Here is a 23573-nt window from a genome sequence, read left to right as displayed (position 1 = left end):
TTTTTAACGCTATGTAAGTTTAATAGTGTTGCTTATTTAAACGCTAAAATGTTTAATGAAAGCACATGATAAAAAGAAGGGTAAAAATTGACTTATTTTCGAGAGAATGGTAAAATATAGGCGTACAATTAGCTTGTGAAAAAAACAATTTGGAGGCAGAAATATTTATGAAAGTGATCATCATTGGAACAAACCATGCTGGAATAGCAGCGGCAAATACTTTGTTAGAAAATTATCCAGAGCACGAAATTGTGATGTTGGAACGTAATTCAAATCTTTCTTATCTTGGCTGCGGAACAGCTTTATGGGTAGGTCGTCAAATTGATGATTATAAGGGTCTTTTCTATACAAACGAGGAGGCTTTCGCTAAAAAAGGAGCCCGAATTTATACTGAAACTGAGGTTTCTAACATCGATTTTTCGAATAAAAAGGTATACGCTCTGAAAAAAGATGGCGAAAAACTTGAGGAAAGCTATGATAAATTAATCTTAGCTACAGGATCATTGCCAATCACTCCTAAATTTCCGGGTTATGATTTGGAAGGATTACACTTCTTAAAATTATTCCAAGAAGGACAAGCGGTTGATAAAGCCTTAGCAGATAAAGGGGCAAAAAATGTTTGTGTAATTGGTGCAGGTTATATCGGTGTCGAAATTGCTGAAGCTGCTAAGAGACGTAGAAAAAACGTTCGCATTTTTGATGCTGAAAAAACTTCACTAGCTAGTTACTATGATCCTGAATTCGCTAAGATGATGGACCAAAACTTAGAGCGTAATGGCATATCAACACATTTTGGTGAATTAGTTCAAGAATATATCGGTGAAAACGGTAAAGTTAAGGCTGTGAGAACAGATAAGGGCACTTATGAAGCAGATGTGGTAATTAATTCAATCGGCTTCCAAGCGAATACCGAGTTAGGTAAAGACCATCTCGACTTATTTGAAGGTGGAGCATATCTTGTAGACCGCCATTTTAAAACATCAGATGATGATGTCTATGCGATTGGAGACTGTGCCAGCAATTACTCCAATGCCATTCAGGATACAACATACATTGCCTTAGCTTCTAATGCGGTTCGATCAGGTATTGTTGCAGCTCATAACCTTGCAGGTACTGAGTTGGAAGGAGCTGGTGTACAGGGATCAAACGGAATTAATATTTTCAACTTAAAATTAGTCTCAACTGGTTTGACGTTAAAGGCAGCTGAACTAGCAGGTGTTGATGTAGACTATGTAGAACATGAAGATACACAATTTCCCGGATTTATGCCTGAAAATCATCAAGTCAAAATAAGAATTGTCTATGAAAAGACAAGTCGTCGGATAGTAGGGGCTCAGCTAGCTTCAGATTACGATGTATCTTTATTAATCCATATGTTTTCACTAGCTATTCAAGAAGAAGTTACGATTGATAAGTTAGCCTTATTAGATACCTTCTTCCTACCTCACTTTAACCAACCGTATAATTACATTACTGTGGCTGCTTTAAAAGCTAAAAAACAATTAAAGTAAGATAATTTAAAATCCTCTATATAATAAGGTAGCAATTATGTTTTTCTAGGAAAATTGATATTAGTTTTCCTGCAGCTAAAAAAACATAAAAGCTATCTTTTTTTATAAATACTCAAGAAAGCTTTGATTATCGCTTGCATTAGCAATCTATCTTCGGTATAATATCGGTTGTGTCAATTGGAGGGTTCTGCCCCGAAATGGGCACAATCCCTCGAGAAGAGGGAGATATGCAGTGAAACGAGAGGTTGTGACACGCCAGGACAAGTTGCCAAGGGCTGGTTTGTTAGAAATTCTTGTGGAGCAAGTCACATATTTTATATTGACGAAGGAGGAAATAAAAATGGCAAATCAAAAAATTCGTATTCGCTTAAAAGCTTATGAGCACCGTGCTCTTGATGTTTCTGCAGCGAAAATAGTTGAATCTGCTCAAAGAACAGGGGCTAAGACATCGGGTCCAATCCCTTTACCAACAGACCGTTCTGTTTATACAGTTATTCGTGCAACACACAAGTATAAAGATTCTCGTGAGCAGTTCGAAATGCGTACACACAAACGTTTGATCGACATCGTTAACCCTACTGCTAAAACAGTAGACGCTTTAATGAAGTTAGACTTACCAAGCGGTGTGGACGTAGAAATCAAATTATAAAAAATAAAATAATGGAGGTGTACTCATGACCAAAGGAATCTTAGGAACTAAAGTCGGAATGACTCAATACTTTACTGAAAATGGTGAATTAATTCCTGTTACTGTTATCCAAGCTCCTGCAAACGTTGTTTTACAAGTTAAAACAGTTGAAACAGATGGCTATGAAGCAGTTCAAGTAGGATACCAAGATTTACGTGAAGTATTGACTAACAAACCACATAAGGGTCATGTAGCAAAAGCTAATGCTACTCCTAAGCGCTTCGTTCGCGAATTTCGTGATGTTGAGCTAGGAGAATATGAAGTAGGGCAAGAAATCACAGTTGAAACATTCGCAGTTGGTGACATCGTCGATGTGACGGGTACATCCAAAGGTAAAGGTTTCCAAGGAGCTATTAAGCGCCACGGACAATCTCGTGGACCTATGGCTCACGGTTCTCGTTACCACCGTCGTCCTGGATCAATGGGTATGGCGTCAGACGCTTCTAAAGTGTTTAAAGGTAAAAAATTACCTGGACAAACTGGTGGCGAACGTATCACTATTCAAAACTTGGAAATCGTATCAATAGATAGCGAAAACAATGTGATTCTTATTAAAGGAAACGTTCCAGGTGCTAAGAAGTCACTCGTTGAAATTAAACAAGCAATTAAAACAGTTAAATAATATCTAAGAGGGGAGGAACGAGCAAATGCCAAAAGTTACATTATTTAAACAAGATGGAACACAAGCAGGAGAAGTTGAATTAAACGAAGCAATCTTCGGAATTGAACCTAATGAAGCGGTAGTTTTCGAAGCAGTCGTAATGCAAAGAGCTTCACTACGTCAAGGGACTCACGCGGTTAAAAATCGCTCAGCCGTTAGCGGTGGAGGACGTAAACCGTGGAGACAAAAAGGAACTGGACGTGCGCGTCAAGGTTCTACTAGATCACCACAGTGGGTAGGCGGTGGAATTGTCTTTGGACCAACACCTCGTTCATACAGTTACAAATTACCTAAGAAAATGCGTCGTTTAGCCTTAAACTCTGTACTATCTCAAAAAGTTATGGATGAGAAGTTAACAGTTGTTGATGAATTAGTCTTTGACGCACCAAAATCAAAAGAATTCAAAGCGGTATTAAACAACTTAAATATTGATAGCAAAACATTATTAATCTTAGAAGGTGCAAATGAAACAGCGTACTTATCTGCACGTAACATTCCAAATGTAAAAGTGATTGATGATTTGAATGTGAATGTTTTAGATGTAATTAATGCGGATCGTATCTTAATTACAAGAGCTGCGCTTTCAACAGTAGAGGAGGCTTTAGCATAATGCAATTATCAGAAGTTTTATTACGTCCAGTAATTACCGAACAATCAATGCTAGCCATTGATGATAATAAATATACTTTCGAAGTTGACCGTCGTGCTAATAAGACTCACATCAAGCAAGCTGTTGAAGCAATGTTTGAAGGTGTTAAAGTAGCGAAAGTTAATACTATTAATGTAGATGGAAAAGCAAAGAGAATGGGACGTTATCAAGGTTTCACTCGTAAGTACAAAAAAGCAGTGGTTACCTTAACAGAAGATTCAAACCGGATCGAATTGTTTGGCGAAGACGCTGAGTAATTCTGGAAAATATTAAAATAGGAGGGTAACGCAGTGGCAATTAAACATTATAAAGCGACGACTAATGGACGTCGTAACATGACTGGATATGATTTTTCAGAGATCACTACAAAAACACCTGAAAAAAGCTTGTTAGAGTCAAAAAAACAACGTGCAGGTCGTAATGGTCAAGGAAAAATAACCGTACGTCACCACGGTGGTGGAAATAAACGTGCTTACCGTGTGATTGATTTTAAACGTAATAAAGATGGAGTAGTCGGAACAATTAAAACAATTGAATACGATCCAAATCGTACTGCTAACATTGCTCTAGTGCATTATGAAGACGGTGTTAAAACATATATTCTAGCACCTAAAGGCCTTAAAGTAGGCCAAAAAATTGAGTCTGGTGACAATGCGGATATCCAAATAGGAAACGCTTTAGCACTATCTAATATTCCGGTTGGTACAGTTATTCACAACGTGGAATTAAAACCAGGAAAAGGTGGACAATTAATTCGTTCAGCTGGTACAAGTGCTCAAGTTTTAGGACAAGAAGGCAAATACACTCTAGTTCGTCTGAACTCAGGTGAAGTTCGCATGATCTTATCAACTTGCCGTGCAACGATCGGAACAGTTGGTAACGAACAACACGAATTGATTAATATTGGTAAAGCAGGACGTTCTCGTTGGTTATCAAAACGTCCAACTGTTCGTGGATCTGTAATGAACCCTAACGATCACCCACACGGTGGTGGTGAAGGTCGTACTCCAATCGGTCGTCCATCACCAATGACACCATGGGGTAAAAAAGCTATGGGTGTTAAAACTCGTAACGCTAAGAAGAAATCTAGCAAATTAATTATTCGTGGACGTAAGAAATAATAACCAATAAATTCTGAAGGGAGGCTACATTGTGACTCGTAGTTTGAAAAAAGGACCTTTTATAGATGAACATTTAATGAAAAAGGTAGAGGCTCAACAAGATGCCCAAAAAAAACAAGTGATTAAGACATGGTCTCGTCGTTCAACAATTTTCCCTAATTTTATTGGGATGACAATTGCTGTATATGATGGCCGTAAGCACGTGCCTGTATTTATCCAAGAAGATATGGTCGGTCATAAGTTAGGAGAGTTCGTTCCTACACGTACATATAGAGGCCACGTTGACCAAGATAAGAAAACTAAGAAACGCTAATAAGAGGAGGTATATAAGATGTCTGAACAAATTACATCTGCTAAGGCAATGGCAAAAACAGTTCGAATTGCTCCTCGTAAAGCTCGCTTAGTAATGGATCTTATCAGGGGCAAGCAAGTTGGAGAAGCAATGGCTATTTTGAAGTTCACTCCAAAAGCTGGTTCACCAATTATAGAAAAAGTATTAATGTCAGCTATTGCAAATGCTGAACATAATTATGACTTAGATTTAGAAACGTTGTATGTAAGTGAAGCATACGTTAACGAAGGACCAACCATGAAACGTTTCCGTCCTCGTGCTAAAGGGTCAGCTTCACCGATCTTAAAACGTACAAGCCACATTACAATTGTGGTATCAGAAAAAGAGGAGGCTTAATTAATGGGTCAAAAAGTACATCCGATTGGAATGCGAGTTGGCATCATCCGCGATTGGGATACTAAATGGTACGCAGACAAGCAATATGCAGACTATTTACACGAAGATATCAAGATTCGTGAGTATCTCTACAAGAAATTAGCTGATGCCTCTGTATCCGTTATTCAAATTGAACGTGCAGCAAACCGCGTTGTAGTTTCTGTTAACACAGCTAAGCCAGGTATGGTAATTGGTAAAGGTGGATCAGAAGTCGACGTATTACGTGCTGAACTAAATAAATTAACCGGCAAACAAGTTCAATTAAACATTGTTGAAATTAAAGAACCAGCATTAGATGCTAAATTAGTTGCAGAAGATATCGCTCAACAATTAGAAAACCGTGTGGCATTTCGTCGGGCTCAAAAGCAAGCCATCCAACGTGTGATGAGAGCTGGTGCTAAAGGAGTCAAAACGATGGTTTCTGGCCGTTTAAATGGTGCGGATATGGCAAGAACTGAGCACTATACTGAAGGAACAGTTCCATTACATACGCTACGTTCTGATATTGATTATGCTTGGGAAGAAGCAGACACTCAATATGGAAAACTTGGAGTGAAAGTATGGATTTGTCGTGGTGAAATCTTACCAACTAAAAATAACTCTCAGAGAGGAGGAAATTAATCATGTTAGTACCTAAACGTGTAAAACACCGTCGTGAATTCCGTGGTAAAATGCGCGGAGAAGCAAAAGGTGGAAAGCAAGTTGACTTTGGATCATACGGTCTAAGAGCTACAGAAACAGGTTGGATTACCAACCGTCAAATCGAAGCTGCCCGTATCGCTATGACACGTTATATGAAACGTGGTGGGAAAGTATGGATTAAGATCTTCCCTCATAAATCATATACAAGTAAAGCTATTGGTGTTCGTATGGGTAAAGGTAAAGGGGCACCCGAAGGATGGGTAGCACCTACAAAACGTGGAAAAGTTCTATTTGAAATTGACGGTGTGAGCGAAGAGATCGCTAGAGAAGCCTTCCGTTTAGCTTCCCATAAATTGCCAATCAAGACAAAATTTGTAAAACGTGAAGAATATGGTGGTGAATCGAATGAAAATTAATGAAATAAGAGAATTATCCACTGCTGAAATGGTTGAAAAAGAAAAAGAATTTAAGCAAGAATTGTTTAACCTTCGATTCCAATTAGCAACAGGACAATTAGAAAACACTGCCCGTTTACGTCAAGTACGTAAATCTATTGCTCGCATAAAAACAGTCTTGCGTGAGCAAGAATTGTCTAAGTAAAAACGACAAAGGAGGCACATATTAAATGACTGAACGTAACCAACGTAAAGTTTACCAAGGACGTGTAGTGTCAGATAAAATGGACAAAACCATTACTGTGCAAGTAGACACACGTAAAATTCATCCTAAATACGGTAAACGTGTAAAATATTCTAAGAAATATAAAGCTCATGATGAGTTAAATCAAGCTAAAGAAGGCGACATCGTACGTATCATGGAAACTCGTCCATTATCTGCTACGAAACGCTTCCGTTTATTAGAAATTGTCGAAGAAGCAGTAATTATCTAATAATTGCGAAAATCGGAAGGAGGATAACGAAATGATTCAACAGGAAAGTCGATTAAAAGTTGCTGATAATTCAGGAGCTCGTGAAGTGTTGACAATTAAAGTGTTAGGCGGATCAGGGCGCAAAACAGCTAATATAGGCGACGTCATCGTTGCAACGGTTAAACACGCAACGCCAGGTGGAGTTGTCAAAAAAGGTGATGTTGTTAAAGCGGTAATCGTTCGAACTAAATCAGGAGCTCGCCGTAAGGATGGTTCTTATATTAAGTTTGACGAAAATGCATGTGTAATTATTCGAGACGATAAGAGCCCACGTGGGACACGTATCTTTGGACCAGTTGCACGTGAATTGCGTGATAACAACTTCATGAAGATTGTTTCATTAGCTCCAGAAGTTCTGTAATTTTAAGAAAAAGGAGGAAACAGTTCATGCGTATTAAAACAGGAGATAAAGTCCTTGTGATTTCTGGTAAAGATAAAGGGAAACAAGGTACGGTTATTAAAAGTATTCCAAGTGAAGATAGAGTTGTTGTAGAAGGAATTAACATTGCGAAGAAACATCGTAAGCCAAGTCAAACACAAACTGGTGGAATTGAAGAATTCCCAGCAGCGATTCATGTATCAAATGTTCAATTAGTGGATCCAGAAACTGGCGAAGCAAGTCGTGTAGGTTACCGCTTTGAAGATGGCAAAAAAGTTCGTTTTGCTAAAAAATCAGATAAAACTATCAATTAATTAGAAGGGAGGAACTTTAAATGACAAATCGTTTAAAAGAAAAATATCTTAATGAAGTTGCCCCAAAATTGGTAGAGCAATTTAATTATTCTTCAATTATGCAAGTCCCAAAAGTTGAGAAAATCGTAGTCAACATGGGTGTGGGTGACGCAACTGGAAATGCTAAAAACTTAGAAAAAGCAGTGGATGAATTAACTTTACTTTCTGGGCAAAAACCAATCATTACTAAAGCTAAGAAATCAATCGCTGGTTTCCGTTTACGTGAAGGCATGCCAATTGGTGCAAAAGTAACTTTACGTGGCGAAAGAATGTATGATTTCTTAGATAAATTAATCTCGGTCGCACTACCACGAGTAAGAGACTTCCAAGGGATTTCAAGCCGTGCATTCGACGGTCGTGGTAACTACACACTAGGTGTTAAAGAACAATTAATCTTCCCGGAAATTAGTTACGATAATGTAGATAAAGTACGTGGAATGGACATTGTTGTTGTAACTACTGCAAACACTGATGAAGAATCACATGCCCTTCTAAAAGAATTAGGCATGCCATTCAAGAAATAAAGGAGGCATTATCTTTGGCTAAAACATCAATGAGAATTAAAAACCAACGCAAACCAAAGTTCAAGGTTCAAGAGTATTCTCGCTGCGAACGTTGTGGTCGTCCGCACTCTGTGTACCGTAAGTTCAAGCTTTGCCGTATTTGCTTCCGCGAACTTGCTTATAAAGGACAAATTCCAGGCGTTAAAAAAGCAAGCTGGTAAGAAATATATAATTAATCAAAGGAGGTAAATCCACATGGCAATGACAGATCCAATTGCAGATTTTCTAACAAGAATTCGTAATGCAAACAGTGTAGGACATAAAATAGTATCTGCACCTTCTTCAAATGCTAAAGTTGCGATTGCTGAAATCTTAAAAAGAGAAGGTTTCATCAAAAACTTTGAAATCACTGAAGATAACAAACAAAATGAAATCACTATCTTCTTGAAGTATGGCCGTAATGATGAAAAGGTTATTACTGGTATCAAGCGTATTTCTAAACCAGGATTACGTATTTATGCTAAGTCAGAAGATATTCCTAAAGTACTAAATGGTTTAGGGATTGCAATTATCTCAACATCAAATGGTGTGATAACAGATAAAGAAGCTCGTCAACAAGGTATTGGTGGCGAAGTGTTAGCTTATATTTGGTAAAACTTATAAAATTAAAGGAGGTGCAGCCCCTGTGAGTCGTATAGGAAATAATCCCGTAACAATTCCAGCTGGCGTAACCGTTTCAATGGATGGTCATACAGTGACTGTCAAAGGACCAAAAGGTGAATTAACTAGAGAAGTTAGTCCAAACATCAAGATTGAAATTAATGAATCAGAGATTACATTTAGCCGTCCAAACGATTCAAAAGTAAATCGCTCATTACATGGAACAACCCGTTCTTTAATTAATAATATGGTTGTTGGTGTTTCTGAAGGCTTTAAAAAAGAACTTCAATTAATTGGTGTTGGATATCGTGCTCAATTACAAGGTACTAAGTTAGTTCTAAACGTAGGTCTTTCACACCCGGTTGAGTTTGAAGCTTCAGAAGGTGTATCATTTGAAGTTCCTTCAAACACACAAATCATTGTTAACGGTTATAATAAAGAAAAAGTTGGCGAATTAGCAGCTAATATTCGTGGCATTCGACCACCTGAACCATATAAAGGCAAAGGAATTCGTTATGTTGATGAATATGTTATTCGCAAAGAAGGTAAAACTGGTAAATAATCGAATTATTTATCAAATTAAATTCAAAATTAAATTAAAGAGGTGACCATTGTGATTACTAAACCAGATAAAAATAAGTCGCGTAAAAAACGCCATAATCGTATTCGTAATAAGATTTCTGGTACTGCTGAGTGCCCACGCTTAAACGTATTTCGTTCAAATACAAACATCTACGCTCAATTAATTGATGACGTAGCGGGTGTGACGCTAGCAAGTGCCTCTAGTAAAGATGAGTCAGTAGCTAAGGCAAGTAAAACAGAACAAGCTTCTGCTGTTGGAAAATTAATTGCTGAACGCGCTGCTGAAAAAGGAATTAAAGTCGTAGTATTTGACCGTGGCGGATATATCTATCACGGACGTGTTAAAGCCTTAGCTGAAGCTGCACGTGAAAATGGACTCGAATTTTAAGAAAAGGAGGAAACCGATCGATGGTTAATATTAAACCAGAAAATTTAGGTGAAATTGAAGAACGTGTAGTAGCGATTAACCGAGTAACTAAAGTTGTAAAAGGTGGACGTCGTTTACGTTTCTCAGCACTTGTAGTTGTTGGAGATAAAGAAGGACACGTTGGTTTTGGAACCGGTAAAGCTCAAGAAGTTCCAGAAGCAATTCGTAAGGCAATCGAAGCGGCTAAGAAAAACCTAGTAACTGTCCCAATGGCAGGAACAACGATTCCTCATGAAGTTATCGGTGAATTCTGTGGTGGACGCGTTCTGCTTAAACCAGCACAAGCCGGTTCTGGAGTGGCTGCAGGAGGGCCTGTTCGTGCCGTTATGGAATTAGCAGGTGTTGCTGATGTAACTTCTAAATCATTAGGTTCTAATACACCTATTAATATGATTCGCGCGACTGTTGAAGCTTTGAAGCAACTAAAAGTGGTTGAAGAAGTGGCTCAATTGCGTGGTAAAACAGTAGAAGAATTATTAAGTTAGGAGGAAAGTCCATGGCAAACTTAGAAATCACTTTAAAACGTAGCCTAATTGGTCGTAAAAAGAATCATGTAGCTACTGCCAAAGCTTTAGGGTTAACAAAAACTTATAAAACCGTTATAAAACCTGATAATGAAGCTATTCGTGGAATGCTCCAAACAATTAGTCACTTAGTAGAAGTAAAAGAAGCTTAAATCTAGTATACTAGTATAAGGAGGTGCCAATATGAAATTACACACATTAAAACCCGCTGAAGGTGCGCGCAAGGAACGTAACCGTGTAGGTCGTGGACAAGGTTCAGGTAACGGTAAATTAGCTGGTCGTGGACAAGGCGGACATAAACAGCGTTCAGGTGGCGGTGTACGGTTAGGATTTGAAGGAGGACAACAACCTCTATTCAGACGTTTACCAAAACGTGGTTTCACTAATGTTAATCGTAAAGACTATGCAATTGTTAATCTTGAGACATTAAATATGTTCGACGAGGGAACCGTTGTATCACCGGCTTTATTGATTGAATCAGGTGTTATTAAAAAAGAATTATCAGGAGTAAAAATCTTAGGTGAGGGTAACTTAGAGAAAAAATTGACTGTTCAAGCTAGCAAGTTCTCTAAAACTGCAGAGGAAGCTATTACTGCAGCTGGCGGTTCAATCGAGGTGATCTAATGTTCACATTTATTAAGAATGCTTTTAGTTCGCGAGATGTTAGAAGAAGAATTCTTTTCACCTTGTTTATTTTAGCAATCTTTAGATTAGGATCGCATATCCCTATGCCAGGAGTAAATGCGAAAGTTTTAGATTCAATAGCAAGTAATGGTCTTTTGGGGCTCTTAAACACATTTGGTGGAGGAGCCTTAGGCCGGTATTCACTGTTTGCTATGGGAGTCTCGCCTTATATTACAGCTTCCATTATTGTTCAACTCTTACAAATGGATATTATTCCAAAGTTTACTGAATGGGCCAAGCAAGGTGAAGTGGGACGACGTAAATTAAACCAGTGGACGATATACTTAGCCATAGTCATAGGCTATATCCAATCAGCTGGTCTTTCATATGGTTTAAACCGTATGTCCGGTTTAGGTTTAATTAAGAATCCACAACCTTCCACCTATTTAACAATTGCTCTTGTCTTAACAGCTGGCAGCATGTTACTCGTTTGGTTAGGTGAACAAATTACACGTAAGGGTGTCGGTAATGGAATTTCTATTTTAATTATGTCAGGTATTCTAGCACAAATTCCACAGGAAGTTGTCGCTTTTGTGAATACGATGATCATTGGAGCTGGCGATAAATTGGGAATCAATATTCTAATTGGTTTAGGAGTTGTTCTAGCTCTTATTGTTATGACAACCATTGTCGTCATAATGGAAAGGGCTCAGCGTCGCATCCCGATCCACCACTCCAAAAAAGTATCTGGCGCTAGACATATGGCGCATTTGCCGCTAAAAATTAACTCTGCTGGAGTTATTCCAGTCATCTTTGCGACATCATTTTTAACTACGCCTCAAACGATTATCGGTTTAATTAATCCAAATCCTGAAGGTGGCGTGATGGAATTACTTAGCAAGGTATTAAACATTCAGCATCCGTATGGTGCGGTATTCTATACAATTCTTTTAATCGCATTCACCTTCTTCTATTCATTAATTCAAGTGAATCCAGAAAAGGTAGCTGAAAACTTACAGAAACAAGCTGCATATATTCCGAGTGTACGGCCAGGAAAAGATACTGAAGATTACATTACTCGTTTAATTAATCGCTTGAGTGGTGTAGGTTCAATTTACTTAACAGTGATTGCACTATTACCAATTGTCGTGAGCTTCATTTGGAAAGTTCCCGCTAATATTGCTTTGTCAGGTACAAGTTTGCTAATTGTAGTTGGAGTAGCGATTGAAACAGCTAAGCAAATTGAAGGTCGTATGATTAAACGTCGGTATCAAGGTTTCTTGAATTTATAATTGCGTAATAGACAAATATAAAGGATGATTAATTAATGAATATATTATTAATGGGTTTACCTGGGGCTGGTAAAGGAACTCAGAGTGAACAAATTACTCGAGACTATCCGGTTGTCCATATTGCTACTGGCGATATATTCAGGCAAGCGATTAAAGATGAGACGCCACTAGGACTAGAGGCGAAATCATATACCGACAATGGTAATCTCGTTCCAGATGAAATTACTAACGGACTTGTTAAAGAACGTTTAAATCAAAGCGACGTAAAAGAAAATGGCTTTATGTTGGATGGCTATCCAAGAACTTTACAACAAGCCCGCGCTTTAAGTGACAACCTTGAAAGCCTCGATTCTAAAATCGATGCCGTTATTTACATTGATGTGGCTCCTGAAGTTCTAAAAGAACGCTTAAGTGGAAGAATTATCTGTGGATCTTGTGGAGCGAGTTACCATAAGATTTATAATCCACCAAAAGTAGAGAACACATGTGATTCATGTGGCGCTCATGACTTCTATCAACGTGAAGATGATAAACCTGAAAAAGTTGCTCATCGTATTAATCTCCAAATGGAATCGATTCAACCAATTCTAGCTTATTACGAAGAACTTGGATTGTTGCACCGAGTGAGTGGAGAAAATTCTATCGATCAAGTTTATAGCAAGATTCAAGAAGTGTTAAGTAAATTATAAAACTTCGTCCATAGGAGGTAAGTGAATGGCAAAAGATGATGTAATTGAAGTAGAAGGTATTATTATGGAAACTCTACCGAACGCTATGTTCAAGGTAGAACTTGAGAATGGTCATGAAATATTAGCACACGTCTCTGGTAAAATCCGTATGAATTATATCCGTATTCTACCTGGAGATAAAGTCACTGTTGAATTATCCCCTTATGACCTTTCTCGTGGCCGCATTACCTATCGCTTTAAGTAGTCTACGAAATAAGGAGGAGTATAATGAAAGTTAGAGCATCAGTAAAACCAATTTGTGAAAAATGCAAAGTTATTCGCCGTAAAGGAAAAGTTATGGTGATTTGTCAAAATCCAAAACACAAACAACGTCAAGGATAATAATTAAGAAGGAGGAAATTGCATGGCTCGTATTGCAGGAGTAGATATTCCCCGCGAAAAACGTGTGGTTATTTCTTTAACGTATATCTTCGGTATCGGCAACTCAACTGCTAAGAAAATCTTAGAAGAGGCAAATGTTTCTGAAGATACACGTGTAAAAGATTTAACGAACGACGAATTGGATCGTATCCGTGAAATCATTGATAAGATTCGTGTTGAAGGAGACTTACGTCGTGAGGTCAGCATGAACATCAAACGTCTTCAAGATATTGGTTCATTAAGAGGTATCCGTCATCGTCGTAACTTACCTGTACGTGGACAAAACACTAAAAATAATGCACGTACTCGTAAAGGTCCTAAGAAACCAATTAGATAGAACTTAACAAAGGAGGTTAAAATTCATGGCAAAACAACAAGCACGTAGAGGTCGTCGTCGTGTTAAAAAGAATATTGAAAAAGGAATTGCTCATATTCGTTCAACCTTTAACAATACGATTGTTATGATCACTGATGTGAATGGAAATGCTGTTTCATGGTCATCAGCTGGATCACTTGGATTCCGTGGTTCGAAGAAAGCAACTCCATTTGCAGCGCAAATGGCATCTGAGGTTGCAGCTAAAGGAGCAATGGATCATGGCATGAAGACAGTCGAAGTAACTGTTAAAGGTCCAGGTTCAGGTCGTGAGTCTGCAATCCGTTCATTACAAGCAACTGGATTAGATGTTACAGCTATTCGTGATGTTACACCAATTCCACACAACGGATGCCGTCCACCAAAACGTCGCCGTGTATAATGATAATTGTGTAGAATCCGTTTAGAAACGAAATTATCATCGCGACAAACGTTTTGAAAGGGGCAAATAATCGATGATCGAAATTGAAAAACCAGATATTAGAACGATTGAAATCAGTGACGATGCTAAGTATGGTAAAATTGTCGTTGAGCCACTTGAACGTGGTTATGGAACAACCCTTGGAAATTCATTACGTAGAATTTTGTTATCTTCATTACCAGGATCAGCGATTACAAGTGTTCAAATTGAAGGCGTAGTTCATGAATTTGCTACAATAAAAGGTGTGGTTGAAGACGTTCCAACCATCATTTTGCATTTAAAAGAAGTAGCTTTCAATACACATACAGAAGAAGATAAGGTGATCGAATTAAATGTTGCAGGTCCTAAAACAGTAACAGCAGCAGATATTATTCATGATAATGAAATCGAAATCCTAAACCCTGACTTGTATATTTGTACCTTAGCAGAAGGTGCTCAATTGAATATGCAAATGAATGTGTCAAATGGTCGTGGATTTGTTCGAAGTGAACATAATAAGCGAGAAGATACACCAATTGGTGTATTGCCGATTGATTCGATCTACACTCCAATCAAAAAAGTAAACTATCAAGTTGAAAACACTCGGATTGGACAGCGAAATATTTATGATAAGCTTACATTGGATATATGGACCGATGGGTCAATAAGTCCAGAAAAAGCTCTAAGTTTAGCTGCAAAAATTTTAACTGAACATTTAAATATCTTTGTAGATTTGAATGATGAAGCACGTAATACTGAAATTATGGTAGAAAAAGAAGAAGCAGAAAAAGAAAAAGTTCTTGTCATGACGATAGAAGAACTTGATCTGTCTGTTCGATCTTATAATTGTCTAAAGCGTGCCGGAATAAATACAATTCAAGAGCTAACTAATAAATCCGAAGCTGAAATGATGAAGGTTCGTAACCTCGGCCGTAAGTCATTAGATGAAGTGAAAAATAAATTAGCTGGTTTAGAATTAAGCTTACGTGAAGAAGACTAGTAGAGAGTAAAGGAGGAAACTGAATGTCATATCGTAAATTAGGTCGTACGAGTTCACAACGTAAGGCTTTACTACGTGATTTAACGACAGATGTGATTATCAACGAGCGTATCGAAACAACTGAAGCCCGCGCTAAAGAAGTTCGTAAGACAGTTGATAAAATGATCACTCTGGGTAAAAAAGGTGATTTAGCTTCTCGTCGTCGTGCAGCAGCATTCTTACGCAATGAAATTGCAGATGCTCGTATCGAAGGTGATGAGGTAGTGGTTGAGACTGTATTAAATCGTGTGTTTGATACTTATGCTGAGCGTTACGCTGAACGTAATGGTGGATACACACGTATCCTTAAGAAAGGTCCTCGTCGTGGCGACGGTGCACCGATGGTTATCTTAGAGCTAGTTTAAGATAACGCTATTTCTTAAGTTGACTAATTCACTTTGATGATGGAGAGTGTTATGATTTCAAGAGATAATCGAGGAGTCTAGCTCTATAGCAACCAATATAATTGGTGGATTGGGATTAGCCGAATTTCTAATCTCAATCCTGCTATCATCTTCAAGTGTTTTTTTTATACATAAAACTTGTATTAATAGTTAAGGAAAGCAAACGACTTTAACTATTAATATAAGAATATCTTTTAAGGAGACAATAATGAAAGAAGAAATTATCCGAATCGATTCAGTTTCTTTTCAGTATCCTGGCGCCGAGAAAGACGCTATTAAGGATATCTCTTTAAGTATCAATAAAGGGGAATGGGTAGCGCTCATTGGTCCGAATGGATCGGGCAAGTCTACTCTTTCAAAGACGATTAATGGTCTTCTAGTGCCTTACGAAGGAGAAATATACGTTAAAGGCATGAAGTTACAAGAAGAGACTGTTTGGGATATTCGTCGATCAGTTGGTATGGTCTTTCAAAACCCTGATAACCAATTCGTCGGTGCGACTGTCGAAGATGACGTGGCCTTCGGTCTTGAAAATAACGGGGTTAATCGTGAAGAAATGAAAGTTCGCGTAAAAGAAGCTGTTCAACAAGTCCGAATGCTTGATTTCTTAAAAAAAGAGCCAGCAAGACTTTCAGGTGGGCAAAAACAAAGAATTGCCATTGCTGGAGTTGTTGCTTTACGTCCAGACATTATCATCATGGATGAATCAACGGCTATGTTGGATCCTTTAGGACGTAAAGAAGTGGTCGAAGTCGTTCGAGAAATCAAAGAAAAGTATGGATTGACGGTCATTTCCATTACTCATGATATTGATGAAGCCAGTCTAGCTGATCAAATCATCGTTTTAAAAGAAGGAAAAGTAATTTATAAAGATATTCCTGCTAACATTTTTTCTATGGGCACATCCCTAATTGAAATGGGTTTAGATCTTCCTTTTGCTGAGAAATTACGTTTGCAACTAAAAGAAAAGGGAATGGATGTCCCAGACTACTACTTAACAGAGGAGGAAATGGCAGAATGGCTATCTCAATCGTATTTGAACAAGTAGATTTCACTTATTCGCCAGGAACCCCCTTTGAAGTTCCTGTACTTAAAGGGATTGATTTAGAAATCCCACAAGGAAAAGTCACAGCTATTATAGGTCATACAGGATCAGGTAAATCTACCCTTATCCAACACCTAAACGTCTTATTAAAACCAACTAGGGGCAAATTGATTGTTGACGGTCGGGTGATCACATCCGAATCAAAAGATAAAAACCTTAAAGCACTAAGAAAAAAAATCGGTGTAGTTTTTCAATTTCCCGAAAGTCAACTCTTTGAAGAAACAGTGTTAAAAGATGTTATGTTCGGTCCACAAAATTTTGGTGTTTCTAAAGAAGAAGCCGAGCGAATTGCCCGTGATATGCTAAGTTTAGTGGGAATCGATGAAGAACTTTTTGAGCGGTCACCATTTGATTTAAGTGGAGGTCAAATGCGGAGAGTTGCTATCGCCGGTGTACTGGCATTGCAACCAGAAGTTTTAATTTTAGATGAGCCAACGGCTGGTCTGGATCCACTGGGACAAATCACCATGCTGGAAATGTTTATGCAATTGCAAAAGGACTATCATCTTTCTCTCGTATTAGTTACTCATCAGATGGATGATGTGGCCAAGTATGCCGATAATGTGGTGGTTTTGGAAAATGGCCAGATTGTTAAGCAAGGAACTCCTTCAGAAGTATTCTCTGATCCCGAATGGTTGAGAGAAAAGCAATTAGGTTTACCACAGACTTTAGCGTTTATTGATTTATTAGATGATAAAATTCCTGAAGATCTCATGAAAAAAATTAAGCAATCTCCTCTAACAGTAGAACAACTAGCAGAGATTCTAATTGACATTAATCATCAACAAAATGATTGGGAGGCTAGCGCTAATGAATGATAAGATATTAATCGGTCGCTATATTCAAATTGATTCATGGATTCATGCGCTCGATCCTCGCACTAAATTGATTGCTACTTTCTATTTTATTTTACTTGTTTTTTTTGCAAATAATGTAGTAGGATATGGAACTTTATTTCTAGTATTGTTAATAGGCATCAAATTGAGTCGGTTGAAGCTTAGTTTTTTCTTTAAGGGATTAAAGCCTATGCTATGGATTATTCTTTTTACGGTCATTTTTCAGATATTGTTTACAACAGGAGGACAGGTTTATTTTAATTGGGGACCCATTTCGATTACATCGCTAGGATTATTAGGCGGCTTTTATATCTTTATGCGTTTGTTCTTAATTATTATGATGTCAACCATTTTAACTTTAACAACTGCTCCGCTTGAGTTAACTGATGGTATTGAACATCTGTTGCGTCCTTTAACACATTTTGGATTTCCATCGCATGAAGTAGCCTTAATGTTGTCAATTGCCTTACGTTATGTACCGACACTTTTAGATGAGGCTCAAACTATAATGAATGCTCAACGTTCAAGAGGAGTGGATTTTGATGAAGGGTCTATGATGGAACGGATGAAAGCAATTGTTCCTATACTTGTTCCACTATTTGTTTCCGCTTTTAATCGAGCAGAGGAACTAGCTACGGCCATGGAATCACGTGGGTATCATGGTGCTGAGGGGCGAACAAAGTACCGTTACTTAGATTATGATCGCAACGACGTGATTGTTTTAATTGTCATGATTTTAATCACCGTAATCATTCTAACTATTCGGTTTTATATTTAATTTAAAACCACAATCTTATTGCACCCTAAACCTAGTGTTTAGGGATTTTTAATAGTTTAACAATATTAAAATCAAGCCCTTACAATTTAATAAAACACTCATTTATTTCTTATATTCACTATCAAATTTAAAAAAAATCTGTTAAAATGTATCCATATGAAAACGTTTGAGGAGGAATTTTATGAATAATCGATTGAAGGTGCTTAGTTCTTGTGGGCTTGCGTTAATGATGATGGCACAGGCTAATCAAGTTAATGCTGAAGAACAAGAAGTAAAAGTGGATCAAGTTCAGCTTCAAGAAAACAGTCATCAACAGACTACTAGGGAGTCGGATCAAAAAGTTACCACGAATTCAGTGGAGGAAAAACAGCAAGCGAAAGAATTTTCAAATGAAAAATTGAAAGCGATTCCTAAAAAAGAGATCATAGAGACAAGTGAAATAGTGGAGACATCAACTTCAATTGAAAAAACTGAGACTATTGAAAACACTGAGATAGTTGAAACAAGTGAAACGGTTGAAACAAGTGAAGCTGTTGAAACAACAGTCTTAGAAGAAACAGCAGAGCCAACTAAAACAACAGAAGCTAAAGATGATGAAGCAGTAGCCGAAGATAAAGTTAAGATAATTGTGCGCACCAATAACCTAGCAGCTATTGATCGAGCAGACTATCGTGACGAGACACTCTATCAGTTAGCTATTAAAGAAAGTGAAGAAGAAGTAAAGAAAACCATCAAAGAAATTACTGATCTTCTCGCTGGTCAAGGGCTTACTTTAGAAGGTGAACAAGAATATTCAGCTTCATTTACAGGTTTCTCAGCTGTAGCTAACCAAGCTACAATTGATCAACTTAAGTCGATGACTCAAGTCTTGTCTGTAAATGTATCGCAAAGTTACACACGCCCAGTAGCCGAAGCTAATATGATTAATTCTGGTCCTTTAATTGGAATGGATTTATTAGCTGATTACCAAACAGAATATAAGGGTGAAAACATTGTTGTGTCAGTTATTGATACAGGCTTTGATCCTTATCATCGTGATTTCATTTTAGCTGATGATATCGAAAAACGTTATGATGAAGCAGAAATGAATGAAATGATTCAAAAATTAGGATTACCAGGTAAATGGTACTCTAATAAAATTGCATATGGTTATAATTATGCTGACAATGTAGACACTTTACAGTCTAAAGATGAGCATGGAAACCACGTAGCTGGTACGATTGGAGCGAATGGTGACCCAGAAGAGGGTGGTATTCGTGGAATCGCGCCACATGTACAATTACTATTAATGAAAGCCTTCTCAGAAGATCAAGTAAACGCAACAGTTTATGAAGACATTTGGATGAAAGCGTTTGATGATTCGGTTAAATTAGGTGCTGATATCATTAATATGTCTCTAGGTATGTCAAGTGGCTTTAACATTATGGGTGATACTCCAATGGCAAAAGCCGTTCAAAACGCTCGCGATAAAGGAATTCTTCCAATGATTGCAGCAGGTAATGACCGTAACGCTACTTGGGGGACAGATTATACTCAACTAGGTAAAAATCCAGATAATAGCACGATGGGCTATCCAGCCAGTGTGGATCCTTCCATGTCGATTGCTTCATTCGATAACTTAAAAGAAATGAAACGCTATGTTCAAGTAAAAGCAGGAGAAGAAGTTAAATACTTCCCAGGCTCCTTTACCTATCCTGAAGGATTCAGTGAAGAATTACCACTTGTAGAATTTGGCAAAGGTAATGTAGAAGATTACGAACTGTATAAAGATACCAACAATGCAGAGGTCGATTTTACTGGGAAAATTGTTCTGGTCCAACGTGGGGATGCTTCATTTAATGAGAAATATCAGTTAGCTAGAGAACGCAATGCGGCAGGACTAATTATTTATGATAATTTAGAAAGCCCTTATACTATGGAAATGACAGGTTTAGAGAATTTAGATATTCCAATTATGTTTGTGACTAAGGAGTCTGGACAGAAGCTTAAGGAAATTGCTAGTTCTAATCAAGATGCCCTTTTCAAAATTTCTAAAGAACTACAAGCATTTGATGCTTTCACGGCAGGTAATCTCAGCGAGTTTTCTTCTTGGGGGCCTTCTACAGACTTACTATTAAAACCGGACATCGCCGGACCAGGTGGTTTCATTTATAGTTTAATGAGTGATGATCGTTATCAGAATATGTCGGGAACATCGATGGCAACACCTCACTTATCGGGCATGGCTGCTCTTGTAATGCAAAGACTTTATGATGAAGGTATTTTAGTCCGTAATGGGAAAGAAAAAGATCCATTACAGGATGACTTAGCAATGCTGATTTTAATGAATACAGCCGTTCCAAAGTTAAATACACTTGAAGAGGGTGCTTCTTATTACACTCCTATTCAACAAGGTGCAGGTCTTGCGAATATCAAAAAAGCCTTAGATAATCTTGTGACTGTTGTGGCAACTAATGAGACAGATACAAAAGAAGACGGAAAGCTTGAAATAAAAGAAGTTCAAGATCAATTTGTAGCTAATCTAAAACTGAAAAACTATGGTAAAGACGATCAGACCTATACTGTTTCTTATGTTTTATTAAAAGATAAGATTAATGAAGAAGGTCGCTATACAGAAACAACCGAAACGATTAAGGAAGAGAGTTTAGGTGAAATTACTGTTAAAGCTGGTCAAACAGCAACAATGGAACAAATCATTTCAACTATGGGTATCGATCAAAATCAATACGTCCAAGGATACTTCTTCTTCAAGCCAGTTGATTCTAAAGCCACTGAATTGTCATTGCCTTTCTTTGGTTTCAAGGGGGAATGGGATAAATTACCGATTATTGATGAAATGATTGATTTTGCCGACGCTAAAGATGTCAACTTCTTACCGATTGAATACGAGGATGGTAGTGTCGACAAAACAGCCTTTGTTCGTAAGCGTTTAGAACAGGGTTGGGATTACTTTAATGCATGGCGAGTTGAAGATGATAAGGTGATTTTTGTTAATAGTAATGAGAAAGATGGCTTTGAAAACAAAGTAACGCCGAAATTAGCTTTCTTACGTGACGCAGTCGATGTAACTTTCCACGTGGAAAATGCTGCTGGAGAAAAAATACGTGATCTTTCCATCATCAATCGTATGTTTAAAGTTGCTCGTTTATACCAAGATCAATATCGATTCTTACAAGATCCTTGGGGAACTGGCTGGGATTTCACCGATACATTTGGTGAGAAAGTAGATGAAGGTGAATATTATTATGTAATCGAAGCACAAATTGATGCGCCAGATGCTGAAAGACAGCGTTATGAGTATAAGTTTGTACTAGATAATAGTGATGCTATGTTAGAAGCCAAACGTGAACAAAACAAAGTAACTTTATCAGTAGAAGATAACTTATCTGGCATTTTTGCAGTAGAGGTTTATAGTGGCGATCAACCTGTATCTTGGCAAGAAGTTAATAAGAATGATAATCCACAATTACTAAAAGAAACATTTACAATTAATCTAGAAGAAGGTTTTGAAGATAAAGACTTAGATATTTGGGTATATGACAACGCTCGAAATATTAAACAATATCGCTTATTAGCTGATGGTACTTTAGAAGAAGTCGAAAGAGGATCTGATATTAAACCAGGAGAAGAACCAGAAGCAGAGGTAACTGAAGAGAACAAAGCTTATGGTGAGGCTCCGAGCAATCCAGAAGAATATATTGCAGAAAAAGGCTTAGATACAACCGACTTACCATCAATTGTTACTAATAGCCCTTGGTACTTCCAGCCATATGGTGAGTATCAAGAATTCATTGACCTTTCAGGTGAAATCTCAAATTATAATGAGCTTCATTATTTAGAGTATCGAGTGAGTGACGAAGACGGAAATATCATTATAGAAAATCACCCAGTCGCTTTTGAAGAAATAGAGGGTATGATCTACTTTAAGGAAGATATATCTACTGAGAAGTTAACCGAAAATAAAGTTTACAGTATTGAAATGATTGCTTATGTTAAGAGTCCTAACGATAAATTAGTTAAGCAGCAAGTGGCTCAAAGAATAAGACGAGATATTGAAGCGCCAAAACTTAAAGTTAACCAAGTCTTTGGTCCAGATAAGGATTTATTATACTTCGAGATCGACTTCAGTGATAACATGAACTATGTTGAATTATGGGCGGATAATGACATGATCGGTCGCGTAGATAAGACATTCGATTCACTATTAAATCCTATCCCAGTCGAAGGAAAAGTTTTATATACTATTCCTAAATCTAAGTTAGGAAAAGAGCTAACCTTTACTGTTTATGATGACTTTGGTAATGAAAGTGAAGCAACATCTATCCCAGTTCAATTAAGAGATTTAAAAGCTATTCCATTTAAAGTTGTGAAACGTTTTAATGCAGATTTAGCTGTGGGTGAAATGAACGTTGTCCAAGAAGGTCAAGAAGGAAAAGCTAATATCGATGAAGATGGTGAATTAGTTATTCTTATAGACGCGACTGATAAAGTTGTGGAATATGGTCCAGTAGAAATTGATTTTGAAACGGATAAAAAATCAGACTCTTATTTATTAGAAGGAATCGAATTAACTATTCAAGAAGGAGTTAAAGGGTTGTTGAATCCGTTAACCGGAGAAGTTATTCGTCCGGCTCAAACAGAGATCATTCTAATGGGTACTAAGGTAAATGATGAGCATTTAAGTCCGAAAGAACCATCCAGTCCAACTGATCCAACAAAACCAGAACAAGCAAAAGAAGACGAATTATCAGAAGAAATTAAAAACTTCAATGCTTACTTTGAAATGTTTAAATATAAGTTAAAGAATATCGAAGATTATCGTAAGCCTAAAGATTTTGATCTTAAGAAAGCTCAAGCTTTAGTGAATGAAATTGAGGCAAGTAACTTAAACGATTTAACAAAAGCTCAATTATTAGAATTGCAAAATCTTGTAATGGGATATTCTAAAGACTTGAAGCCTAAGGCTGGTTCAAGACCACAGCAAGGTGAAAGTTTTGATAAGAATCAAGGTGTAGGATCTGATGCTGAAGGCGCTAGCGTCTTACCAGCTACTGGAGAAACGAGTCAGCATGCTTATCCTATCGTAGCAACAATACTTTCCTTCTTAGGTTTAGGCAGCCTTGCGTATTCAAAGAAAAAATTAAAAGATTAATAACACATTACTTTTTTCTCTCTCATTCAAATTGAATGAGAGAGTTTTTTTGTTAGGCAACCATTAGCCTTTATAATGAAGAAAAGAATGTCTATAATTAAATGAG

At 37.5% G+C, this 23573-nt stretch carries 34 protein-coding genes; all 34 read left to right on the top strand.

Annotated elements, in window-relative coordinates:
- Positions 1 to 167 precede the first annotated feature (167 nt).
- Positions 168 to 1511, top strand: coding sequence for a H2O-forming NADH oxidase (gene nox / locus ACQV2X_RS01080; protein WP_428894176.1), 1344 nt, complete (start codon positions 168 to 170; stop codon positions 1509 to 1511).
- A 340-nt stretch (positions 1512 to 1851) separates the two neighbouring features.
- Positions 1852 to 2160, top strand: coding sequence for a 30S ribosomal protein S10 (gene rpsJ, locus ACQV2X_RS01075; protein ID WP_428873238.1), 309 nt, complete (start codon positions 1852 to 1854; stop codon positions 2158 to 2160).
- A 25-nt stretch (positions 2161 to 2185) separates the two neighbouring features.
- Complete coding sequence (gene rplC, locus ACQV2X_RS01070; RefSeq protein WP_428873239.1) at positions 2186 to 2821, top strand: 50S ribosomal protein L3; 636 nt, start codon at positions 2186 to 2188, stop codon at positions 2819 to 2821.
- 25 nt (positions 2822 to 2846) lie between these two features.
- Positions 2847 to 3470: a 50S ribosomal protein L4 gene (gene rplD / locus ACQV2X_RS01065; protein ID WP_428875087.1), complete on the top strand. Its 624-nt coding sequence runs from the start codon at positions 2847 to 2849 to the stop codon at positions 3468 to 3470.
- On the top strand, positions 3470 to 3766 hold the full coding sequence (locus ACQV2X_RS01060; RefSeq protein WP_090289517.1) for a 50S ribosomal protein L23: 297 nt from the start codon (positions 3470 to 3472) through the stop codon (positions 3764 to 3766). The genes rplD and ACQV2X_RS01060 overlap by 1 nt, the downstream gene beginning before the upstream one ends.
- 33 nt (positions 3767 to 3799) lie before the next feature.
- The gene (gene rplB / locus ACQV2X_RS01055) at positions 3800 to 4630 is read left to right on the top strand and encodes a 50S ribosomal protein L2 (protein ID WP_428873242.1); all 831 of its coding nucleotides are present in this window, start codon (positions 3800 to 3802) and stop codon (positions 4628 to 4630) included.
- 31 nt (positions 4631 to 4661) lie between these two features.
- Positions 4662 to 4943 (top strand): 30S ribosomal protein S19, encoded by a 282-nt coding sequence (gene rpsS / locus ACQV2X_RS01050; protein ID WP_090289515.1) that lies wholly within the window; start codon positions 4662 to 4664, stop codon positions 4941 to 4943.
- Between the two features lie 18 nt (positions 4944 to 4961).
- Entirely contained in the window at positions 4962 to 5318 is a 357-nt protein-coding gene (gene rplV, locus ACQV2X_RS01045) for a 50S ribosomal protein L22 (RefSeq protein ID WP_428873243.1), read from the top strand.
- A 3-nt stretch (positions 5319 to 5321) separates the two neighbouring features.
- Positions 5322 to 5978: a 30S ribosomal protein S3 gene (rpsC, locus tag ACQV2X_RS01040; RefSeq protein ID WP_428875089.1), complete on the top strand. Its 657-nt coding sequence runs from the start codon at positions 5322 to 5324 to the stop codon at positions 5976 to 5978.
- Between the two features lie 2 nt (positions 5979 to 5980).
- On the top strand, positions 5981 to 6415 hold the full coding sequence (gene rplP / locus ACQV2X_RS01035) for a 50S ribosomal protein L16 (protein WP_258436790.1): 435 nt from the start codon (positions 5981 to 5983) through the stop codon (positions 6413 to 6415).
- Entirely contained in the window at positions 6405 to 6599 is a 195-nt protein-coding gene (gene rpmC, locus ACQV2X_RS01030) for a 50S ribosomal protein L29 (RefSeq protein WP_090289511.1), read from the top strand. Before rplP ends, rpmC begins: the two co-directional genes overlap by 11 nt.
- 25 nt (positions 6600 to 6624) lie before the next feature.
- Positions 6625 to 6888 carry a 30S ribosomal protein S17 gene (gene rpsQ, locus ACQV2X_RS01025; protein ID WP_428873246.1) on the top strand — a complete coding sequence of 88 codons (264 nt, stop codon included), beginning with the start codon at positions 6625 to 6627 and terminating at the stop codon, positions 6886 to 6888.
- Positions 6889 to 6919: 31 nt separating this feature from the next.
- Positions 6920 to 7288, top strand: a complete 369-nt coding sequence (gene rplN, locus ACQV2X_RS01020) for a 50S ribosomal protein L14 (protein ID WP_090289509.1) — start codon at positions 6920 to 6922, stop codon at positions 7286 to 7288.
- Between the two features lie 26 nt (positions 7289 to 7314).
- A complete protein-coding gene (gene rplX / locus ACQV2X_RS01015) occupies positions 7315 to 7620 on the top strand; it encodes a 50S ribosomal protein L24 (protein WP_428873248.1) in 306 nt (101 codons plus the stop codon).
- Positions 7621 to 7640: 20 nt separating this feature from the next.
- On the top strand, positions 7641 to 8183 hold the full coding sequence (rplE, locus tag ACQV2X_RS01010) for a 50S ribosomal protein L5 (RefSeq protein ID WP_428873250.1): 543 nt from the start codon (positions 7641 to 7643) through the stop codon (positions 8181 to 8183).
- A gap of 14 nt (positions 8184 to 8197) precedes the next feature.
- Complete coding sequence (locus ACQV2X_RS01005; protein WP_428873252.1) at positions 8198 to 8383, top strand: type Z 30S ribosomal protein S14; 186 nt, start codon at positions 8198 to 8200, stop codon at positions 8381 to 8383.
- Between the two features lie 34 nt (positions 8384 to 8417).
- Positions 8418 to 8816: a 30S ribosomal protein S8 gene (gene rpsH / locus ACQV2X_RS01000; RefSeq protein ID WP_428873254.1), complete on the top strand. Its 399-nt coding sequence runs from the start codon at positions 8418 to 8420 to the stop codon at positions 8814 to 8816.
- 31 nt (positions 8817 to 8847) lie between these two features.
- On the top strand, positions 8848 to 9384 hold the full coding sequence (gene rplF, locus ACQV2X_RS00995; protein ID WP_428875090.1) for a 50S ribosomal protein L6: 537 nt from the start codon (positions 8848 to 8850) through the stop codon (positions 9382 to 9384).
- Between the two features lie 51 nt (positions 9385 to 9435).
- Positions 9436 to 9792, top strand: a complete 357-nt coding sequence (gene rplR / locus ACQV2X_RS00990) for a 50S ribosomal protein L18 (protein WP_428873258.1) — start codon at positions 9436 to 9438, stop codon at positions 9790 to 9792.
- Between the two features lie 20 nt (positions 9793 to 9812).
- Positions 9813 to 10316, top strand: a complete 504-nt coding sequence (gene rpsE / locus ACQV2X_RS00985) for a 30S ribosomal protein S5 (protein ID WP_428873259.1) — start codon at positions 9813 to 9815, stop codon at positions 10314 to 10316.
- Between the two features lie 11 nt (positions 10317 to 10327).
- Positions 10328 to 10507 (top strand): 50S ribosomal protein L30, encoded by a 180-nt coding sequence (gene rpmD / locus ACQV2X_RS00980; RefSeq protein WP_428873260.1) that lies wholly within the window; start codon positions 10328 to 10330, stop codon positions 10505 to 10507.
- Between the two features lie 31 nt (positions 10508 to 10538).
- Positions 10539 to 10979, top strand: coding sequence for a 50S ribosomal protein L15 (gene rplO / locus ACQV2X_RS00975; protein ID WP_428873262.1), 441 nt, complete (start codon positions 10539 to 10541; stop codon positions 10977 to 10979).
- Positions 10979 to 12271, top strand: coding sequence for a preprotein translocase subunit SecY (gene secY, locus ACQV2X_RS00970; protein WP_428873264.1), 1293 nt, complete (start codon positions 10979 to 10981; stop codon positions 12269 to 12271). The genes rplO and secY overlap by 1 nt, the downstream gene beginning before the upstream one ends.
- A gap of 35 nt (positions 12272 to 12306) precedes the next feature.
- Entirely contained in the window at positions 12307 to 12960 is a 654-nt protein-coding gene (locus tag ACQV2X_RS00965; protein WP_428873266.1) for an adenylate kinase, read from the top strand.
- 25 nt (positions 12961 to 12985) lie between these two features.
- The gene (gene infA / locus ACQV2X_RS00960) at positions 12986 to 13204 is read left to right on the top strand and encodes a translation initiation factor IF-1 (RefSeq protein WP_090289497.1); all 219 of its coding nucleotides are present in this window, start codon (positions 12986 to 12988) and stop codon (positions 13202 to 13204) included.
- Positions 13205 to 13227: 23 nt separating this feature from the next.
- On the top strand, positions 13228 to 13341 hold the full coding sequence (rpmJ, locus tag ACQV2X_RS00955) for a 50S ribosomal protein L36 (RefSeq protein ID WP_006908512.1): 114 nt from the start codon (positions 13228 to 13230) through the stop codon (positions 13339 to 13341).
- 22 nt (positions 13342 to 13363) lie between these two features.
- A complete protein-coding gene (rpsM, locus tag ACQV2X_RS00950; RefSeq protein ID WP_428873267.1) occupies positions 13364 to 13717 on the top strand; it encodes a 30S ribosomal protein S13 in 354 nt (117 codons plus the stop codon).
- Between the two features lie 25 nt (positions 13718 to 13742).
- Entirely contained in the window at positions 13743 to 14135 is a 393-nt protein-coding gene (rpsK, locus tag ACQV2X_RS00945; protein ID WP_090289495.1) for a 30S ribosomal protein S11, read from the top strand.
- Between the two features lie 73 nt (positions 14136 to 14208).
- Positions 14209 to 15153, top strand: coding sequence for a DNA-directed RNA polymerase subunit alpha (locus ACQV2X_RS00940; protein ID WP_428873268.1), 945 nt, complete (start codon positions 14209 to 14211; stop codon positions 15151 to 15153).
- Positions 15154 to 15176: 23 nt separating this feature from the next.
- Positions 15177 to 15557, top strand: coding sequence for a 50S ribosomal protein L17 (gene rplQ / locus ACQV2X_RS00935; protein WP_258436808.1), 381 nt, complete (start codon positions 15177 to 15179; stop codon positions 15555 to 15557).
- Positions 15558 to 15804: 247 nt separating this feature from the next.
- Positions 15805 to 16644, top strand: coding sequence for an energy-coupling factor ABC transporter ATP-binding protein (locus ACQV2X_RS00930; protein ID WP_428873269.1), 840 nt, complete (start codon positions 15805 to 15807; stop codon positions 16642 to 16644).
- Positions 16614 to 17519 carry an energy-coupling factor ABC transporter ATP-binding protein gene (locus ACQV2X_RS00925; RefSeq protein WP_428894175.1) on the top strand — a complete coding sequence of 302 codons (906 nt, stop codon included), beginning with the start codon at positions 16614 to 16616 and terminating at the stop codon, positions 17517 to 17519. The genes ACQV2X_RS00930 and ACQV2X_RS00925 overlap by 31 nt, the downstream gene beginning before the upstream one ends.
- The gene (locus tag ACQV2X_RS00920; protein ID WP_428873272.1) at positions 17512 to 18315 is read left to right on the top strand and encodes an energy-coupling factor transporter transmembrane component T family protein; all 804 of its coding nucleotides are present in this window, start codon (positions 17512 to 17514) and stop codon (positions 18313 to 18315) included. The genes ACQV2X_RS00925 and ACQV2X_RS00920 overlap by 8 nt, the downstream gene beginning before the upstream one ends.
- Positions 18316 to 18496: 181 nt before the next feature.
- Entirely contained in the window at positions 18497 to 23467 is a 4971-nt protein-coding gene (locus tag ACQV2X_RS00915; RefSeq protein ID WP_428875092.1) for a S8 family serine peptidase, read from the top strand.
- The last annotated feature ends 106 nt before the right edge of the window (positions 23468 to 23573 follow it).

The sequence above is a fragment of the Facklamia sp. P12945 genome (assembly GCF_050409485.1).
GTDB lineage: Bacteria > Bacillota > Bacilli > Lactobacillales > Aerococcaceae > Facklamia.
This window is presented reverse-complemented; position numbering and strand designations above follow the sequence as displayed.

Bases quoted from the DNA above. Each gene is read 5' to 3' on its own strand.
- nox (WP_428894176.1), top strand. From the start codon at position 168: ATGAAAGTGATCATCATTGGAACAAACCATGCTGGAATAGCAGCGGCA.
- rpsJ (WP_428873238.1), top strand. From the start codon at position 1,852: ATGGCAAATCAAAAAATTCGTATTCGCTTAAAAGCTTATGAGCACCGT.
- rplC (WP_428873239.1), top strand. From the start codon at position 2,186: ATGACCAAAGGAATCTTAGGAACTAAAGTCGGAATGACTCAATACTTT.
- rplD (WP_428875087.1), top strand. From the start codon at position 2,847: ATGCCAAAAGTTACATTATTTAAACAAGATGGAACACAAGCAGGAGAA.
- ACQV2X_RS01060 (WP_090289517.1), top strand. From the start codon at position 3,470: ATGCAATTATCAGAAGTTTTATTACGTCCAGTAATTACCGAACAATCA.
- rplV (WP_428873243.1), top strand. From the start codon at position 4,962: ATGTCTGAACAAATTACATCTGCTAAGGCAATGGCAAAAACAGTTCGA.
- rpsC (WP_428875089.1), top strand. From the start codon at position 5,322: ATGGGTCAAAAAGTACATCCGATTGGAATGCGAGTTGGCATCATCCGC.
- rplP (WP_258436790.1), top strand. From the start codon at position 5,981: ATGTTAGTACCTAAACGTGTAAAACACCGTCGTGAATTCCGTGGTAAA.
- rpmC (WP_090289511.1), top strand. From the start codon at position 6,405: ATGAAAATTAATGAAATAAGAGAATTATCCACTGCTGAAATGGTTGAA.
- rpsQ (WP_428873246.1), top strand. From the start codon at position 6,625: ATGACTGAACGTAACCAACGTAAAGTTTACCAAGGACGTGTAGTGTCA.
- rplN (WP_090289509.1), top strand. From the start codon at position 6,920: ATGATTCAACAGGAAAGTCGATTAAAAGTTGCTGATAATTCAGGAGCT.
- rplX (WP_428873248.1), top strand. From the start codon at position 7,315: ATGCGTATTAAAACAGGAGATAAAGTCCTTGTGATTTCTGGTAAAGAT.
- rplE (WP_428873250.1), top strand. From the start codon at position 7,641: ATGACAAATCGTTTAAAAGAAAAATATCTTAATGAAGTTGCCCCAAAA.
- rpsH (WP_428873254.1), top strand. From the start codon at position 8,418: ATGGCAATGACAGATCCAATTGCAGATTTTCTAACAAGAATTCGTAAT.
- rpsE (WP_428873259.1), top strand. From the start codon at position 9,813: ATGGTTAATATTAAACCAGAAAATTTAGGTGAAATTGAAGAACGTGTA.
- rpmD (WP_428873260.1), top strand. From the start codon at position 10,328: ATGGCAAACTTAGAAATCACTTTAAAACGTAGCCTAATTGGTCGTAAA.
- rplO (WP_428873262.1), top strand. From the start codon at position 10,539: ATGAAATTACACACATTAAAACCCGCTGAAGGTGCGCGCAAGGAACGT.
- secY (WP_428873264.1), top strand. From the start codon at position 10,979: ATGTTCACATTTATTAAGAATGCTTTTAGTTCGCGAGATGTTAGAAGA.
- ACQV2X_RS00965 (WP_428873266.1), top strand. From the start codon at position 12,307: ATGAATATATTATTAATGGGTTTACCTGGGGCTGGTAAAGGAACTCAG.
- infA (WP_090289497.1), top strand. From the start codon at position 12,986: ATGGCAAAAGATGATGTAATTGAAGTAGAAGGTATTATTATGGAAACT.
- rpmJ (WP_006908512.1), top strand. From the start codon at position 13,228: ATGAAAGTTAGAGCATCAGTAAAACCAATTTGTGAAAAATGCAAAGTT.
- rpsM (WP_428873267.1), top strand. From the start codon at position 13,364: ATGGCTCGTATTGCAGGAGTAGATATTCCCCGCGAAAAACGTGTGGTT.
- rpsK (WP_090289495.1), top strand. From the start codon at position 13,743: ATGGCAAAACAACAAGCACGTAGAGGTCGTCGTCGTGTTAAAAAGAAT.
- ACQV2X_RS00940 (WP_428873268.1), top strand. From the start codon at position 14,209: ATGATCGAAATTGAAAAACCAGATATTAGAACGATTGAAATCAGTGAC.
- rplQ (WP_258436808.1), top strand. From the start codon at position 15,177: ATGTCATATCGTAAATTAGGTCGTACGAGTTCACAACGTAAGGCTTTA.
- ACQV2X_RS00930 (WP_428873269.1), top strand. From the start codon at position 15,805: ATGAAAGAAGAAATTATCCGAATCGATTCAGTTTCTTTTCAGTATCCT.
- ACQV2X_RS00925 (WP_428894175.1), top strand. From the start codon at position 16,614: ATGGCTATCTCAATCGTATTTGAACAAGTAGATTTCACTTATTCGCCA.
- ACQV2X_RS00920 (WP_428873272.1), top strand. From the start codon at position 17,512: ATGAATGATAAGATATTAATCGGTCGCTATATTCAAATTGATTCATGG.
- ACQV2X_RS00915 (WP_428875092.1), top strand. From the start codon at position 18,497: ATGAATAATCGATTGAAGGTGCTTAGTTCTTGTGGGCTTGCGTTAATG.